Origin of the sequence: Lacrimispora sp. (assembly GCF_047605665.1) — a bacterium.
Taxonomy (GTDB): domain Bacteria; phylum Bacillota; class Clostridia; order Lachnospirales; family Lachnospiraceae; genus Lacrimispora.
Window position 1 is genome coordinate 64,243 of sequence record NZ_JASGFH010000004.1, and the last position, 16,716, is coordinate 80,958.

The 16,716-nt window shown below is 47.9% G+C and carries 17 protein-coding genes; 2 read left to right on the forward strand and 15 right to left on the reverse strand.

Features of this window, described 5'->3' with window-relative positions:
* Window positions 1–4: 4 nt before the first annotated feature.
* The 4 genes from QM657_RS04145 to QM657_RS04160 form a co-directional block, all read right to left on the reverse strand.
* Window positions 5–1,027, reverse strand: coding sequence for a FecCD family ABC transporter permease (locus QM657_RS04145; RefSeq protein WP_415065283.1), 1,023 nt, complete (start codon window positions 1,025–1,027; stop codon window positions 5–7).
* Entirely contained in the window at window positions 1,024–2,124 is a 1,101-nt protein-coding gene (locus QM657_RS04150; protein ID WP_415065285.1) for an ABC transporter substrate-binding protein, read from the reverse strand. The genes QM657_RS04145 and QM657_RS04150 overlap by 4 nt, the downstream gene beginning before the upstream one ends.
* A 65-nt stretch (window positions 2,125–2,189) precedes the next feature.
* Window positions 2,190–2,375, reverse strand: a complete 186-nt coding sequence (locus QM657_RS04155) for a cysteine-rich KTR domain-containing protein (RefSeq protein ID WP_415065286.1) — start codon at window positions 2,373–2,375, stop codon at window positions 2,190–2,192.
* A 22-nt stretch (window positions 2,376–2,397) separates the two neighbouring features.
* Window positions 2,398–3,834, reverse strand: coding sequence for a methyltransferase (locus QM657_RS04160; protein WP_415065287.1), 1,437 nt, complete (start codon window positions 3,832–3,834; stop codon window positions 2,398–2,400).
* Between the two features lie 218 nt (window positions 3,835–4,052).
* Here QM657_RS04160 and QM657_RS04165 point away from each other — a divergent pair, with 218 nt between their 5' ends.
* Entirely contained in the window at window positions 4,053–4,925 is an 873-nt protein-coding gene (locus QM657_RS04165) for a Cof-type HAD-IIB family hydrolase (protein WP_415065288.1), read from the forward strand.
* A gap of 64 nt (window positions 4,926–4,989) precedes the next feature.
* On the opposite strand, the gene QM657_RS04170 is transcribed toward QM657_RS04165, so the two are convergent.
* From QM657_RS04170 to QM657_RS04210, 9 genes are all read right to left on the reverse strand, one after another.
* Window positions 4,990–6,084: a DUF871 domain-containing protein gene (locus QM657_RS04170; protein WP_415065289.1), complete on the reverse strand. Its 1,095-nt coding sequence runs from the start codon at window positions 6,082–6,084 to the stop codon at window positions 4,990–4,992.
* A gap of 16 nt (window positions 6,085–6,100) precedes the next feature.
* On the reverse strand, window positions 6,101–6,775 hold the full coding sequence (locus tag QM657_RS04175; RefSeq protein ID WP_415065290.1) for a GntR family transcriptional regulator: 675 nt from the start codon (window positions 6,773–6,775) through the stop codon (window positions 6,101–6,103).
* 14 nt (window positions 6,776–6,789) lie between these two features.
* Entirely contained in the window at window positions 6,790–7,236 is a 447-nt protein-coding gene (locus QM657_RS04180) for a DUF3284 domain-containing protein (RefSeq protein WP_415065291.1), read from the reverse strand.
* Between the two features lie 20 nt (window positions 7,237–7,256).
* The gene (locus QM657_RS04185) at window positions 7,257–8,639 is read right to left on the reverse strand and encodes a glycoside hydrolase family 1 protein (RefSeq protein ID WP_415065293.1); all 1,383 of its coding nucleotides are present in this window, start codon (window positions 8,637–8,639) and stop codon (window positions 7,257–7,259) included.
* A 12-nt stretch (window positions 8,640–8,651) separates the two neighbouring features.
* Entirely contained in the window at window positions 8,652–8,795 is a 144-nt protein-coding gene (locus tag QM657_RS04190; RefSeq protein ID WP_415065294.1) for a hypothetical protein, read from the reverse strand.
* A 104-nt stretch (window positions 8,796–8,899) separates the two neighbouring features.
* The gene (locus QM657_RS04195; RefSeq protein ID WP_415065295.1) at window positions 8,900–10,288 is read right to left on the reverse strand and encodes a PTS sugar transporter subunit IIC; all 1,389 of its coding nucleotides are present in this window, start codon (window positions 10,286–10,288) and stop codon (window positions 8,900–8,902) included.
* Window positions 10,289–10,323: 35 nt separating this feature from the next.
* The gene (locus tag QM657_RS04200; protein ID WP_415065296.1) at window positions 10,324–10,629 is read right to left on the reverse strand and encodes a PTS sugar transporter subunit IIB; all 306 of its coding nucleotides are present in this window, start codon (window positions 10,627–10,629) and stop codon (window positions 10,324–10,326) included.
* A 217-nt stretch (window positions 10,630–10,846) separates the two neighbouring features.
* Window positions 10,847–12,169, reverse strand: coding sequence for a 6-phospho-beta-glucosidase (locus QM657_RS04205; protein ID WP_415065297.1), 1,323 nt, complete (start codon window positions 12,167–12,169; stop codon window positions 10,847–10,849).
* Between the two features lie 15 nt (window positions 12,170–12,184).
* Window positions 12,185–12,517 carry a PTS lactose/cellobiose transporter subunit IIA gene (locus tag QM657_RS04210; RefSeq protein ID WP_415065298.1) on the reverse strand — a complete coding sequence of 111 codons (333 nt, stop codon included), beginning with the start codon at window positions 12,515–12,517 and terminating at the stop codon, window positions 12,185–12,187.
* Between the two features lie 164 nt (window positions 12,518–12,681).
* Between QM657_RS04210 and QM657_RS04215 the strand changes: the two genes are divergently transcribed.
* Window positions 12,682–13,467, forward strand: a complete 786-nt coding sequence (locus QM657_RS04215) for a histidinol-phosphatase HisJ family protein (RefSeq protein WP_415065299.1) — start codon at window positions 12,682–12,684, stop codon at window positions 13,465–13,467.
* A gap of 48 nt (window positions 13,468–13,515) precedes the next feature.
* Here the strand turns inward: QM657_RS04215 and QM657_RS04220 are convergent, their stop codons facing one another.
* The gene (locus tag QM657_RS04220; protein WP_415065300.1) at window positions 13,516–15,633 is read right to left on the reverse strand and encodes a glutamine synthetase III; all 2,118 of its coding nucleotides are present in this window, start codon (window positions 15,631–15,633) and stop codon (window positions 13,516–13,518) included.
* Between the two features lie 184 nt (window positions 15,634–15,817).
* Window positions 15,818–16,681 carry a class II fructose-1,6-bisphosphate aldolase gene (gene fba / locus QM657_RS04225; protein WP_415065301.1) on the reverse strand — a complete coding sequence of 288 codons (864 nt, stop codon included), beginning with the start codon at window positions 16,679–16,681 and terminating at the stop codon, window positions 15,818–15,820.
* Window positions 16,682–16,716 lie beyond the last annotated feature (35 nt).

Below are 16,716 nucleotides of genomic sequence, written 5' to 3' on the forward strand. Positions count from 1 at the left end.
CGTTTTACCCCTCTTTTTTCCCTTTGTTATAGATAATCGCAAAAAATGGCGCTCCGATCAGGGCGGTTAAAATCCCGATAGGAATCTCGGCTGATGTCAAATTTCTTGCCGCAGTGTCCACCAGTATCATAAAAACAGCGCCCGTCAGACATGAACTGGGAAGCAGATAGCCATGATTTACGCCTGCCAGCTTTCTGCAGATATGGGGAATAACAAGTCCGACCCAGCCAATGACTCCGGAAACCGTCACACAGCCGGCGGTTGTCAGCGTTGCAAACAAGATAACCAGCCAGCGCGTTGTATTGGGATTGATTCCCAGGGTATAACAGTCTTCATCTCCCAGGGAAAGCAGATTAATTTTCCAGCGCAGCAGATATAACCCTGTCATGCCGGATATGACCGGGACAAATGCAATCCAGATATCCTTATAAGATGCATTTGCAAAGCTCCCCATCTGCCAAAAGGTGATGGCAGGAAGGGTTTCAGAGGAATCAGCAGCGTATTTAATCAAGGAAATCAAGGCAGAAAAAATAGAAGAAACAATGATTCCCCCTAAAACGACGGACAGCGTTTCAGCATTGTTTTTAGTTCCTGCCAGAAAAAACACCAGCAGTACCCCGGCCAAACCAAAAGTCAGGGAAAGAACAGGCGTAAACAGGCCCATTCCTCCCGATAATAAAATCCCCAGGGCCGCGCCGAATCCGGCTCCGGAACAAACGCCCAGCAGGTCAGGACTTACCAGCGGATTTTGGAACGTCCCCTGTAAGGCGGAACCGGATATTGACAATCCGGCTCCCACCATGGTAGCTAATATGACTCTCGGAATGCGCACCTGATAAATCACAAATGCGGCAGTTTCAAGGGATTGGTCCAAATCCCCGTAAAATCCCGACAAAATAACAGCGGTAAACTGGGAAAAGCTGATGGCATATTGCCCCATAAGCACAGACCCTAAAGCAGTGGCAGCCAAAAGCATGCTGCTGATAAACATGACTTTGCTGTAATGTTTATTTCTCTCTTTTTTCATGATCCCGATGCCTTCCGATACCCTGAAATTGAATTGACATCATCATCCGTCAGAGTGATATCATAGTTTCTTTGATAATACTCTGAAATTTCTGTTCTCAGTTGAGAATCGCCCATCAAATCAGGATATGCCTTTGAAACCAGCCATAACGGCAGCAAGGGAGAATCCGCACAGGGAGTGATCCATGAATAAGTGGTTCTGGGCACATCGTAAACAGCCTTGTCTTTCCAGGCCTTCAGCAGTGACCAGTCCTGCCCTTCAATGGAATTATCCAGAATCTTCTGGGCAGGAACGTCATGGAACACAATAATCATATCCGGGTTCCACTGATAAATCTGCTCCATACTCACCTCTGCCGTCCCTTCGATATCAGCGGCGGCATTTTGTATTCCTGACATTTCAAAAAAGCTTTGTGCGTAGGCGTCAAAAGAATCCGTACCGCTTACGGTGATGCTGCCTGCCGCATTGGAGAAGATGCAAAGCGCAGTTTTTTCCTGATTTTGGTTCTGAAGCAGTTCAAAGATTTTCCCATTGGTCCGGTCCCACTCTCCCTGCAAGCTGCCTGAAGTATCTAAACCAAAAATTTCTCTTAACTGATTATCCCAGGCAACCGATACTGCTTCCGGACCGTTCAGCCCCTTTGAAAAAAAGTCCACACTGGGAATGTCTATATTTCCAAGCCCCTGCTTTTGAACATTTCCGTAATAGAAAATAATATCAGGATCAAGTGACAGTAAAGATTCTGTATTGACCGCGAAGCTTGCATCGATAAAAGAGGTATTAACGGATTGCCAGTTTGGAAACACCTTGTTTACAATTTCCACATTGGAAGTAGTAAACGCACGGGAATTGATTCCGGTAATCATTTCCGTATCAGGAATTGTTTTAACGGCAAATGACATGACCGGGGGACTGATCACCACAACCCTCTGAATTTCCGGGACAGCAGGTATCTCAACTTTATTTCCTCCCAAGTCGGTGATTGTCCTCTTATCTTTCGATTCAGCAGCAGGCTGATCCACAGCCTTTTGTCCGCATGCAGCCAGTGACAAACATAAACCGGCGGTTAATATGGAAACGATGATTTTATTTTTCATGTATAAATCCTCCTCATTTCATATGATAAAAAAATGCAGCACCGATAAAACAATAACATGTCTTATCAGCACTGCGTCTTGGCGTCTGGCCCTGTAATGATATTAATTTTTTGATTTTTCACTGTGATTAAAGTTTCCTGCCTGCATTTAGGGCAAAACAGGGGAAAGTTTACAAGCATGGTATCCGCTCTGATTTGCACACGGGTTTTGTGCCCGCATAAGGGGCACCCTATCCACTGCCTTTTTTCCATATCATCACCCGGCCTTTCAATCCTATGCATGGTTTTGAATCAGGCCGATGGCATGATCCAGGAATCCCTTTATGGATGCCAATTGATCGCCCGGCGTATCTGCCAGGAAGTCAAAGAGGGCCTTGTCATATTTTGCATGGTATTGTGCATGAAGCTGGTAAGCCTTTTGTCCCTTTTCCGTCAGATAAAGGAGGGACCGCTTTTTATCCTCAGAATCCTCTTTTCTTAAGATCAGTCCCCGCTCACTTAATTTCTGCAGCGTCTTATGGACAACGGGGCGGGTGATGCCGAATTTTCGCGCCAGCTCGGCGCTGTGAAGGCCGGGAAAATCACCGATCATTTTGATCATGTGGATTTCTCCCCGGTAAAAGGTCATATCTTCACTTCCAAAATCCAGAATATTTGTTTTGCTGTTGGCAATCTGCTCCGTCAGTTCAATGAAAGAAAGGATCACATCGCCGGTACATACGGGAAAATCAGCATCGCCTTTGCGGTAGACCAGTCCCTCAAATAAACTGTCCTTCATGGTATCGACTGCGCTCAGTCCGGCTTTTTGTATGGTTGCAGCAACTTCCCTGCCGCTGGGAGGAAGGGGAACTCCTTCTAAAAAGCCTGATAACCAGCCCAGCATATTGGGCGGGATATTGTAGTCCTGGTTGGAAAACTTTCCGATTACCAGAAGATAACCGCCAGTTTTCAAGGCCGCCGCCAGTTTTTGCATGAAGTCTGACAATTCACCTGTGACAAAGTTTAAAATGCCGGAAGCAATAATTAAGTCATAGGGCCCGCCCAGGGAATCTGCATTAAAGTCACCTGCTATTACATCAACACTTGATTCAGCCCCATGCTGGCGGATGATTTCCTTTGTAACGTCAGCAACTTCTAAAGCTTCAAAAACAGTTGCTTTGCTGTTTGGAAAATGGCGGGCGAACTCAATGGACAAAATCCCTGTCCCGCCGCCCAAATCCAGGATATGCAGAGGGCGTTTCCTGTCAGGATATAATTGTTCCATCTCACCGATAAATACCTGCACCCGTCCGGTATACATTTCGGGAATGGACACTTTTGCCAGCTCGGAAAAATCATAGGCTGATTTTGGGGCCGTATCTCCAGCCTTCACCTTTTCTTCCAAATGCTCCAGAGAGGTCATTTTCTCCCGAAACAGCAGGGCATCACCTAAAAACACCTGGCTGTTGCGGGATAAAAAATCCCTGGTTTCTGCTGTATTTACATAAAATGCCCCCTGCCTGCTTATAAGGCCGCAGGAAAGCAGGGACAAAAGCAGTAATTCTATCTGCTTTTCATCACATTTTAACTCATCGGCAATGGTTTTCGCTGTTACCGGCTGATCCAGAAAGGAAAAAACATTCAAACGGATTGCGGAAAAAAGCAGTTGTGTTTCCTGATAGTTATGTATCATCTTGTAATAACGGCCAGGATTGTTTTCCATGTTATACATGCCAAGCCTCCTTGTTCTGTAAAATCAACGACTCATTATGTTAGTTATACCTAACTATTTGTTAGTCTAGCATACATCTTATTCATTTGTCAAGCATACAACCATTCTAATTCACAAATTGATAAAAGGAGTCTGCCACCCCTTTATTGACGAACCGAAGATTTTAGGGTAAGCTTAACCGTAAGAATACGTTACAGAGAAAAGGAGAATTATCTGACATGAGCATCCGATTGATCGCCTCCGACATGGATGGCACACTACTCAATCCTAAGGCCCGCATCTCAGAGGCCAATATAGAAGCAATACGAAAGCTGGAGCAGACAGGCACAGAGTTTCTGATCTGCACCGGACGGGAATATCACGATGCCAAAGCCTTTATGGAAGCGGCAGGCATCACATGCGGCTACATCTGCTTAAGCGGAGCAGCCGTTTATGACAAAACGGGCCAGGCTCACAAGAAAATCCCTCTGACTCCGGAAAATGCCGCAGACGTGGAGCGGATTTTCAATTCCTATTCCATCACCATGGACATCCTCACCTCCCACGGCCGGTATTCCACCTCTTCCAGAGAGCAGAAAGCCAAAAGCGTCAGCTCCTTTCTTTCCAGGCGGACCTCCTCTGCCGCAGAGTTAGAACAGTCCATCAGACAATACCTGGATACCGTCACCTTTATTGAATCCCTGGAAAGCCTGCCTGAACATGTGACCGTGTTTAAAGTATGCGGAAATGACATCCTGTCTGAGACAGTGATGGAGATGAAAGAAGCATTTTCCCATCACCCGGAGCTGGCCGCGGCCTCTTCCTTTCCCACCAACATTGAGCTGACAAATGCAGACGCCCAAAAGGGAATCGCATTAAAGGCCTATGCGGATTTAAGGGGGATTTCCCTGGACGATGTGATGACCCTTGGAGACAGTGACAACGATTCTTCCATGTTCACCCCGGAATTCGGCTGGACTGTTGCCATGGCAAACGCCATGCCATGCATCCGGGATGCGGCCAAATACCACACCAAATCCAACGAAGAGGACGGGGTGGCCTGGGCCATCGAACAGTTCGTATTCGGTCAGAAACCGGAAAAACGCAGTTAAGAAACATTTCAAAAAGGCCGGAAAGGAACGTTTTTACCGCTCCCTTCCGGCCTTTTCAGCACAATCACACTTCTGTAAATCCAAACACCTTCCACGGCTCAATGTAATCCAGCAGCACCAGTTCATAATCCGGTATATGGCCGATCACATTTTTGCGCCCGTCATTGGGCATATCTTCTAACACCACGTGCAGCTCTCCCTTATAGCGGGAATAGCCGTCGTTTAAAATAACAACATCCCCCCGTTTCAAGTCACGGGTATTGTCCGGCAGAATTTCCCGCTCTGCAAAAGCCACTCTGGGCCAGGTGGAACGGATCATGTAGCGGCTTAAATCGCCCCGGATCACATGCTGCCCTTCGTAATAGAGAATGCTGCGCTCCGTCTCCGTCAGCTCTTTTTCCAGGCATAACCCGAACATCAGCTTTCCAGGTGTCACCGCGGCACACGCCTTTAACTCCTCCTCCGACGCATACGCATTGGCAATGATCACATCATCCACCGTGCGGGCGGCGAACAAGTGGCGCACCTGGGCGTCAATGGGCAGTCCCCGGTGCATTTCCAGGGTGCATAAGCCCTCATTGACCGGCCAGGGGCCAAAGGTGTTCTCGTTGTTGCTGGATACAAAAGCCGCAACCTTTAAGCCATGTTTTTTCATCTCCCTGTTGCAGTAATTAAAATGCTCCAGGCTGATGCCCGTATATTTCTGGGGGTAAAAATTGTGGCAGGTGATGATCTTTTCCGGCACCGGATGGTGGTTCATCACATTTGCCACGTAGCTGGGATCAGTGCTGGCGTTCAGCTCTATCTTAAGTCCTTCTTTGTTGTAGCTCATGGCCGCTTCCTTGATTCCGTCAAACCCTTCATCCAGCCGGATTCCGTCCGCTTCCATTTCCTTAAAAGGTGCCAGATTTTCATAGGAGGCCCCCAGCACTTCAAAAACAGAGGGAGCCACATCCAGGATCACCTCCAGCCCATGCTCATGAGCTGTGCGGATCATGTCCCGGAATTCCCTGATGATATCATTTCTTTCTTTATTTCCCACGCTTAACAGGCAGGTGAAAATACGCTTGAATCCGTATTTTCCGGCCAGACGGATATATTCCTTGTCCCGCTCCGGAGTGGAATGCTCCGGATACAGGGAAATGCCCAGTCGTCCCATAGTATCCTCCTCTTTGTTATGTGGTGATCTCTATGATCTTTTCCAGCGGATTGTTGAATTCCCTGATATATACAACAGGGCTTCCGCTCTTGCTCACAATGGTGCTTTCTACCATAATAATGGGAGAATTCAGCTTTATATGAAGCAGATTAATATATTTTACAGGTATTATAATAGGAAGAAACCGCTGCGTAACAGAACCTTCGTCAATGTATCCCTTTAAGTCCAAAAGCTTGTTTAAGTTGTTATAATCGTTGTCACTGATCAGACTTTGGATCAAATAGATTTCCTCAACGCTCATGGGCTTTCCATTTCTCCGGTTCACCCGGACAATCCGGATCATCCAGTCCTCCGGATCGATCTCTAAATGAGAAGCGATCTCTTCGTCGGAAAAACAGGAGCTGAAATAAATCACATTATAATCAAAGGTGTCGTCCGCAGGCTTTCCCAGCGTTTCTGCCGACGTGTTCTTCTTGATCAGCCTCTGGTCTGCCACAAAGGTTCCCTTATTTTTATCCCGGTACAAGACTCCTTCTTCCACCAGCTCATTGACGGCATTGCGCACCGTCATCCGGCTGGCCTTATACCGGACGGCCAACTCCCGTTCTGATGCAATGGGCGTATTGACAGCAGCATCCCTGATTTCTTCCATAAGCTCCTGTTTTATTTTATGATATTTGGGAGCTCCCATTGTATCACCTCTTATCACCCTCTCCTGTGTTCCTTAATAAATCCCTCCATGGATGAAAGCATCCTGGAAATCCGCTTCTTCGCACTTCTGGCATAAAGCCAGGAAACAACTTTATAATTGGTGGAACCGGAACCGTGTTTTCCTTCAAATCCTTCTGTATAGTGTACCACAATATTCCCATCCTGGCTATCTTCAATCCGGTAAAGTATTGCAGTGGTCCCCTGGGAGGAGTGAAATTCCGCTTCGTAGCAGGATGGAGAAACAAACTGTTTGATCACAACCTCCACGCCGCTTTCCTGGCCCAGCTTGTTTTTCATCTTCTTTTTATAACACAAGCCGGAATAAATCTGGCCCGGTTCCACTGTCTTTCCCTGTGCCTGGCTCACATCATAAGCCACAGAAGATGCCAGAGTATCGAAAAATTCCTTTGCCTCTACATTCAGTTTTTGATTCACTTCCATATTCCGTCTCCTGTTTCTCTCTATTCAAAGCCGTTGTGTTTCAGCAGTTCTCCGTACCAATATCCCGATTTCTTAATCGTGCGCTTCTGCGTCTCCAAGTCCAGTTCCACAAGGCCGTAGCGGTTCTTGTAGGCATTGAGCCAGGACCAGCAGTCTATGAAAGTCCAGACGTGGTATCCCACGCACCGGCTTCCTTCCTGGATTCCCTTGTGAAGCCAGGTCAAATGCTCTTTATAGAATTCGATGCGGTAGTCATCCTGTATGATGCCATCTTCTTTAAAACGCCCTTCATTCTCCACTCCCATGCCGTTTTCCGTGACCATCCATTCGATATTGCCGTAATTGTCCCGAAGGTTGATGGCAATGTCATACAGACCCCTGGGATAAATCTCCCAGCCTCTGTAAGGGTTCATCCGTTTGCCCGGCATGTCGTAAATGTCAAAATAATATTCCGGGGTAAAGGGGGCCATGGGATTGGGAACGTGAGCCTTTGCGCAGACGCGGAAGGGGTGATAATAGTTGACTCCCAGAAAATCCACCAGATTCTGCCTGATGATTTCCAAGTCCTCTGTCTCTGCCTGAGGCAGCAGCCCCTGCTCCCGGATCATCTCCACCAGCTCCGGGTCATACGTTCCCTTGACCGCCGGGTCGAGAAAGCTTTTGTTCTGGAACAGTTCTGCAATTCGGGCCGCCTTTTCATCCTCCGGATGAGAGCTTCTCGGATAAGCCGGAGTCAAATTCAGCACGATCCCGATCTTTCCTCCCTGGTTTAAGCTGTGATACTCCCGGACAGCCAGAGCGCTGGCCAGTGCCGTATGGTAAGCCACTAAAACAGCCGCCTTTGGGTCCACCTTACAGGGATAGTGATATCCGGAAAGGTATCCGCACTCCACATGGACAATGGGCTCGTTAAAGGTAAACCAATGGCTCACCAGGTCTCCAAACAGTTCAAAGCAGGTCCTTGCATACTCCTTATAATAATCCACGACCCTTCTGCTCTCCCAGCCCCCAAGCTCCTGCATGGCAACTGGCATATCGAAATGATATAAATTCACAAAAGGTTCAATCCCCTGATCCCTCAGCTCCTGAAACAGGCTGCGGTAAAAATCTGCCGCCTTTTGGTTCATCTCTCCCCTGCCCTGGGGAAATAACCGCGACCAGCTGATGGAGGTGCGGAAAGAGTTATGGCCTGTCTCTTTCATCAGCCTCACATCCTCCCGGTAGTTCTCATAAAAGGAGGAGGTGATTTCCGGACCGATGTTTCCGTGAAATTTAAAGCTCTCCTCTTCATACCACAGATCCCAGATATTTTTTCCTCTTTCATCCCCCTCAGTGCCTCCCTCGCACTGGGTCGCGCTGGTGGCGCTGCCAAAGTAAAATCCTTCCGGAAATACGACCCTCATATAATCTCCCTCCTATTTCTTCTTTCTTAACATGAGCAGCCCGATTGTCACTGCCGCCAGACCCACGATCCTGTAGAGAACAGAGGTTGGAAGCTGAGGCGACACGGCAATCAGCAGAAAGCCTATGGCAATTAAAAATACGGTCCAGCTTTTCATCTGAGTTTCTGCCCTCCCTTCTGAATGGAAAGAAGAGCCGCCAGTCAGCTCTGTCAGGACATCCCTGTGAACTGGTCTGGCAGCTCCCTTTTACAGTTATTTTATTATTCGTTTTTCATTTTATTTGCCATCAGTACGAATGGGGTCCAGATGACAAAGGATAAGAACAGATTCAGCAGTGATACGAGAGCTGCCATGAAGTTTCCGCCTGTTGCAAGGAAGGCGTAGATACCGGCAGGCATTACCCAGGGTACTGCAACGAATACCGGAGGAATCAGGCCGATGGCAGTTGCGCCGTATGCAATGGTGGCGCAGATCGGCGGAACGATGAGCCATGGAATCAAGTATACAGGGTTTAACACAATGGGCATACCGAATGTAATCGGCTCATTGATATTAAACACTCCCATGGGCCAGGACAGCTTGGCAATGGCCCTCTGATCCTCCCTCTTGGAAAACAGGAAAATGGCGATGATCAGTCCCAGTGTGATTCCCGAACCGCCCATCTGGCAGTAAGCGTCAAAGGAGCCGCGGGTCCACAGATAAGGAAGCTCGGAAACTTTCTGTCCGGAAGTAAATGCCTCTATGTTCTGATTCAGTGCGGTTAAGTAGATACCGTCCATAATCGGGGCCAGTACGTTGTGTCCGTGAAGGCCGAAGAACCATAAAAGCTGAACCAGAAATACCATAAGGATTACGCTGAAAAAGCCCTGTGACAGACTGAGAAGAGGTCTTTGAATGTAGCGGAGAACCATCTCATTAATGGTGGAGCCTGTCAGTGAGACACAAACCTGAGTTGCAATTCCTGCAAAATAAATGGCAATCACACCTGGAATAATGGCTGCAAAGGCCTTGCTGACTGCCGGAGGCACGGAATCAGGAAGTTTGATGGTGACTTTTTTCTGCATCAGCTTTATGTAGATCATCGTGCAGATAAAGCCCATGATCAAAGCTGTGAAAAGACCGCCGGAACCGGTGTATGCAGAGCCTAAATAACCCCAGCCGCCGACTCCGTTTAAAGCAACTCCCCCTCCTGAAGTGGCTGCAACATCAAGCCCCAGACCCTTTAACTGGTCAACTGCGGAGGCTGCCACGCCCGGAAGCTCATAATTGAAAACTGCGCTTTGTCCCATACAGGTGACCAGACTGGCAAATGCGATTACGCCTCCTGCAATGGCATTGACGTTGTACGTCCTTGAAAGGTTGTAACCCAGGGCAAAAACAAATGCCAGGGCGAGAATTACGATAGAACCGAAATACACGTTACCGTTGACGCTGATGATTGGGCTCATGGCCTGAACAAAACCTGTCATGCCTGCCTGATTGGGAAGATCCCTTAAAAATACGTTGAGTAAAACTGCAATGGAGCCAACCATGGTGATTGGCATAATAGCGATAAATGCATCCCTGATCGCAACCAGGTGTTTCTGAGAACCGATTCTGGCTGCAATCGGCATAAACTTTGCTTCCATAAATGAATTAAATGCTCCCATAAATCTTCTCCCTCCTTTAATATTCTTTCACATACTCATCCGTTCAGTTTGCTAAGTGCCTGCTCCAGCACCTTGGCCCCGTTCATGGTTCCATAGGCCGCCATGTCAATGACCTGCACCGGCTTTTCATTGTTCACTCTCTCGTTCATCTTCTTTTCCAGATAGCGGACCTGAGGCCCTAACAAAACAATATCTGCTTTTTTCACTTCCTCCACAGACTCTGAATCTCCCACTGCCCAGATTTCGGCCTCCACTCCCTTTTCTGACGCTGCATCCTGCATTCTCTTGACAAGCATGCTTGTGGACATTCCTGCGGAGCAAACTAATAAAATATGATACATATCGCACCCCTTTCCGTGGTCTAGACCACTACTCTTGCCACTATATTACTATATCATATGCAAAAATACAAGTATATTCTTTGAAATTAGATTTTTTTTGTCTATTTTTTTACTCTCCCTGCATTTCCATTTTTTTGCCCGGTCTATACCAGAAAAAAACCGCCGTAAAAAAGCAGCTTCTTAAGCCCTCTTTTACAGCGGTCCCATATCCCGGTATTTAGTTTTTAAAAAACTGGGGAAGATATTTTCTATGAGCCTCCAGCAGCTCATCCACCACTGCGACGGCATCGCTGTCGCTGGCGCATAAAGGGTTCATATTCAAGGCAGTCACAGCCAGGTCACGGCTTCCAGTCACGGCGGCTTCACAGACCAGCCTCTCAAAGGCCTTCATGTTCTGTATGATGCCGCTGATCTGAGGTTTTAACTCTCCCACTGCAATGGGCTTTGGCCCGCCGCTTGTGATGATGCAGGCGGCCTCTATGGCGCTGTCCGGCGAAATGCCCAGGATAGTGCCGTTGTTTCGCACATCCACATACTGAATATCCCCGGTATTGTTGTAAAGAGAACAGACCAGGTTGCAGGCGGCATCGCTGTATCTGGCTCCGCCTCTCATCTCCAACTGCTTGGGCTTCACATCCAGGTTTTCATCTTGATACAGCTCAAATAACTCATCTTCCGTCCGTTTCACCACTTCTCCCCGGACCCTTCCTTCCCTGTACTGCTCCAGCTCTTCCTCAAGCTGCTCCCTGGTAAAAAAGTAGTAGTTGTGGTAAGGGCAGGGGATGCAATGAAGCCCCCGGATGAATTCCGGTGAAAACGGAAGTGTGGAAAAATTCTTCATGGATACGGCGTCTTCTGCGCTGATGTGCTGATAGATCTCCAGCATTTCCTCCAGCCTCGACTGCCCATCCACAAAAATATCCGTTGCAAACACATGGTGGTTTAAGCCTGACAGCTCCATGGTCACCCGCTCCGGCTCCACATTCAGCAGTCTGGCAAAGCCATTGACCATGTTGATGGGCACATTGCAAAGGCCCATCACCTTTTTAAAGTCCGTATATCGAAGCACTGCCTCTGTGATCATTCCAGCCGGGTTTGTGAAGTTTATCATCCACGCCTGGGGGCATAACTCCTGCATATCCTTTACAATGTCCAAGATGACAGGTATGGTCCGAAACGCCTTAAACATGCCTGCTGCCCCGTTGGTTTCCTGCCCCATCATGCCGTGGCTTAAGGGAATCCTCTCATCCTTGATTCGGGCTTCCAATAACCCCACCCTCATCTGGGTGGTCACAAAATCAGCCCCTTTTAGAGCCTCCCGCCTGTCATAGGAGAGAATTACCTTCATGGGAACTCCCGCTTTTTTCACCATGCGCTGGGCCAGGGCCCCCACGATTTCAAGCTTTGTCCTTCCCTCTTCAATGTCCACCAGCCACAGCTCTTTCACAGGCAGCCTGTCATAACGCTTAATAAATCCTTCCACCAGCTCCGGCGTATAGGAAGAGCCGCCGCCGATGGTGACAATTTTAATCCCGTTCATGGTGCCTCCCTCTTCCTACCCCTCGATCTTGTCCTTCAGCTCCTTGATCATCCGGTAAAGATTCAAGACCTCGGCTGCCTGGTCCTTTGCCATCATAGCCATGGTGAGATGATCCTGGGCATGTACCAGAATGATGTTCACTGCCACCGGATTTCCCTGAGCTTCCTGCTGGATCATGTCAATCTGGGACTGATGGGCAGCCCGCATCTCCCCTTCTGCCTCCTTTAAGTGTTTTTCTGCCTCTTCAAAATTGAATTCTCTGGCAGCTTCCATTGCCATCATGGAAAATGACTTGGAATTTCCTGCGTTCATAATGAGCTGAAATGCAACTGTATAATTCTCATCCATGATATTCCCTCCCCTTTATTAAATTTTGCCTATATACTAGCACAGGCATTTTTCTTTTGCAATAGCCAGAATCTTTAAAATGCTGTATACTCTTAACCATGAGGAGGCAATATGCTTCCGCAAGAGCTCATATTTTTTTACAAAAACAGATGGAGGAAAGCGATATGCTGGCTGATTATCATATCCACACCTATTTCAGCGATGATTCGGAATGCGTCATGGAGGACGTGATTTTACAGGCCCTTTCTCTGGGGCTTGATGAAATCGCATTTACGGAGCACGTGGATTATGGGGTGAAAACGGATTTAAACTGCGATTACAAAGCGTATTTTAAAGAAGTGAGAACCATGCAGGAAAAATACAGGGGAAAGCTGACCATAAAGGCGGGAATGGAATTTGGAGTCCAGGCCCACACCATCCCCTTCTTTCAGAAGGATTTTGAGGAGTACCCCTTTGACTTTATTATTTTAAGCAACCATCAGGTCGACAACAGGGAATTCTGGAATTATGAGTTTCAGGAGGGAAGGAGTCAGGAGGAGTTTCAGAAAGCCTACTATGAGGCCATTTATGATGTGGTTCAGAAGTACAAAAACTATTCGGTTCTGGGCCATTTAGACATGATCAAGCGGTACGACACCTATGGCGATTATCCCGACGAAAAGATCATGGATACTGTAGAAAAAATACTTCGTCAGGTCATTGCCGACAAAAAGGGGATTGAAATCAATACCTCCTGTTTCCGGTACGGTTTAAAGGACTTGACCCCTTCCAGGGAAATTTTAAAAAAATACCTTGAATTGGGCGGGCGCATCATCACAATCGGTTCCGATTCCCATAAGCTGGACCATTTGGGAAACCGCATCGGGGAAGTGAAAGCCATATTAAAGGACATGGGCTTTCAGCAGTTTTGCACCTTTGAAAATATGGTGCCCCATTATCACGACTTATAAAAAAGAGAGCCGCTGCGGCGATTCTGTGCAGCGGCTCTCCATAACAAATTACACTTCGAAAATCAAATCTCCGTAGCTTGGCATCGGCCATAAATCCTTATCTACAATCATTTCCAGCTTATCCACCGGAGTCCGCAGAGCGTTCATGGCAGGGACTACCTGGTCGCGGCAGGCAATTGCCTGATCCTTGCCGGATTCCATTGCCGCACACCCTTCAGCCGCATCGAGGAGGGCTGCTAAAGCCACCTTGGCATCGGAAAGGTATTCGCTGACCTCCACCAAAAGCTCTTCCTGTACGCTGGTATCGGCTGCGGCACAGGCGCTCTTTACCTTGCTCAAAGAATCAGCCAGCACGGAAACGTACCGGATTACTGCCGGAATGATCTGCTTTCCAGCCATATCGATCATGATTCTGGCCTCGATATTGATAGCCTTGCTGTAAGCCTCATATTCGATCTCAACCCTGGATTCCAGCTCTGCTCTTGTGAATACCTTAAATTCCTCAAACATCTTGATGGAAGCGTCTGTGATAAGGGCCGGGATGGCATCCACCATTGTCTTAAGGTGAGGAAGGCCTCTTCTTTCTGCCTCTTCCACCCATGCTTCGGAGTAGCCGTTGCCGTTGAATATAATTCTTCTGTGTGCGATTAAGTTTTCCTTGATCATATCATGGACTGCTGCGTCAAAATCCTCAGCCTTTTCCAGAATATCAGCAGCTTCCTTAAACGCTTCGGCTGCAATGGTGTTCAAAATAACGTTAGGCGAAGAAATGGAATCAGAAGAGCCTACCATACGGAACTCAAATTTATTTCCTGTAAACGCAAACGGTGAGGTTCTGTTTCTGTCTGTCGCATCCTTGAATAAATCAGGAAGGGTTCTGACACCGGTCTTTAAGGTGCCTCCTGACTTGGAATGGGTAGCCTCTCCTGTGCTGCAAAGCTGATCCACCACATCCTCTAACTGCTCACCGATGAATATGGAGATGATGGCAGGCGGAGCCTCATTGGCACCTAATCTGTGGTCATTCCCCACGTCAGCAGCCGATTCACGAAGCAGATCGGCATGGAGGTCTACTGCCTTTAAGATACAGGAAAGCACCAGCAGGAACTGGATGTTCTCATGAGGAGTCTCGCCTGGGTTTAACAAGTTGATTCCGTCGTCAGAGGTCAGGGACCAGTTGTTGTGCTTTCCGGAACCGTTGACGCCTGCGAAAGGCTTTTCGTGAAGCAGACAGTTCAGTCCGTGACGTCCTGCCACCTTCTTTAGGGTTTCCATAACGAGCTGGTTATGGTCAACCGCGATATTGGCCTGCTCGTAAATGGGAGCCAGCTCATGCTGTGCAGGAGCGACCTCGTTATGCTGGGTCTTTGCAGGAACGCCCAGCTTCCAGAGCTCTTCATTCACTTCCTTCATGTATGCCGCAACCCGTTCACGGATGGCGCCGAAGTAATGATCCTCCATCTCCTGTCCCTTAGGCGGTGCTGCACCGAATAAGGTCCGTCCGGCATAGATCAAATCTTTTCTCTGTAAGTATTTCTCATGGTCTACCAGGAAGTATTCCTGTTCCGGTCCTACGGAAGGGGTCACTCTCTTTGCGGTAGCATTTCCGAATAATCTTAAAATTCGCAGCGCCTGCTCATCCACAGCCTCCATGGACCGTAACAGAGGAGTCTTTTTATCCAGGGCTTCGCCTGTATAAGAACAGAAAGCGGTGGGAATACAAAGAGTCACGCCAATGGCATCCTCTCTTAAGAACGCCGGTGAGGTGCAGTCCCAGGCAGTATAGCCTCTGGCTTCAAAGGTTGCCCGCAGGCCTCCTGATGGAAAAGAAGAAGCGTCAGGCTCTCCCTTTACCAGCTCTTTTCCGGAGAATTCCATGATCACCTTTCCCTCTGAAGTGGGGGAAGAAATAAAGGAATCGTGCTTTTCAGCGGTGATGCCGGTAAGGGGCTGGAACCAGTGGGTATAGTGGGTGGCTCCCCGCTCAATGGCCCACTCCTTCATGGCATGTGCAACCGCATCAGCGATAGAAGGGTCCAGCTCTGCTCCATCTTCAATGGTCTTTTTTAATTTTTTAAAAACAGTCTTTGGCAGGTGCTGTCTCATGACGGTCTCGTTAAATACATTTTTGCCGAATAATTCAGCTACGTTTACAGCTTCGCTCATAAATTTTTCATCCTCTCCTACTGATTTCCTTGTGCTTTCTTCTAGTATCTTCAATATCTGAATATGCGCATAAATCAGAAAAGGCGTCCTCCCCGATAAGGAGAACGCCATCGTTCTTAATTAAAATAAATCATTTTTCCGAAAAAATCAAGTCTTTTTTTCGAAACTTTTATAAGCGGTGCTATTAAGCCTTTCCAACGGAACCAAATAATTCCATCTTCTCACGGACAGTTCCCTTAATTGCCTCGGTTCCCGGAGCTAAAAGCTTACGGGGATCAAAGCCCTTGCCTTCCAAGTCCTTGCCTGCTTCAATGTACTTACGGGTAGCCGCTGCAAAAGTGAGCTGGCACTCTGTGTTTACATTGATCTTTGCAACGCCAAGGCTGATGGCCTTCTTGATCTGGTCCTCAGGAATGCCTGTGCCGCCGTGAAGAACGAGAGGCATGTCGCCTGTCTTGTCCTTGATTGCAGCCAGGGTATCAAAGCTTAAACCAGCCCAGTTTGCCGGATATTTTCCATGGATGTTGCCGATTCCGGCAGCCAGCATGGTCACGCCTAAATCAGCGATCTGCTTGCACTCATCAGGGTCTGCACATTCGCCCATACCCACAACGCCGTCTTCCTCGCCGCCGATGGAACCTACTTCCGCTTCAATGGAAATTCCCTTTTCTGCACAGACTTTTACAAGCTCTGTAGTCTTTTCCACGTTCTCAGTGATAGGATAATGGGAACCGTCAAACATGATGGAAGAAAATCCTGCTTCAATGCACTTGTAGCAGCCGTCATAGGAACCGTGGTCCAAATGAAGAGCTACGGGAACTGTGATGTTCAGCTCCTCAATCATGGCCTCTACCATAGCTGATACGGTCTTATAGCCTGTCATGTATTTGCCTGCGCCTTCGGAAACGCCCAGAATTACCGGGGATTTCAATTCTTCTGCTGTCAGTAAAACTGCTTTCGTCCACTCAAGGTTGTTGATGTTGAACTGTCCAACTGCGTACTGTCCGTCTCTTGCCTTTTCAAGCATGTCCTTTGCCGAAACTAACATATCACAAACCTCCATCTCTTTTTTTATCTTACTTC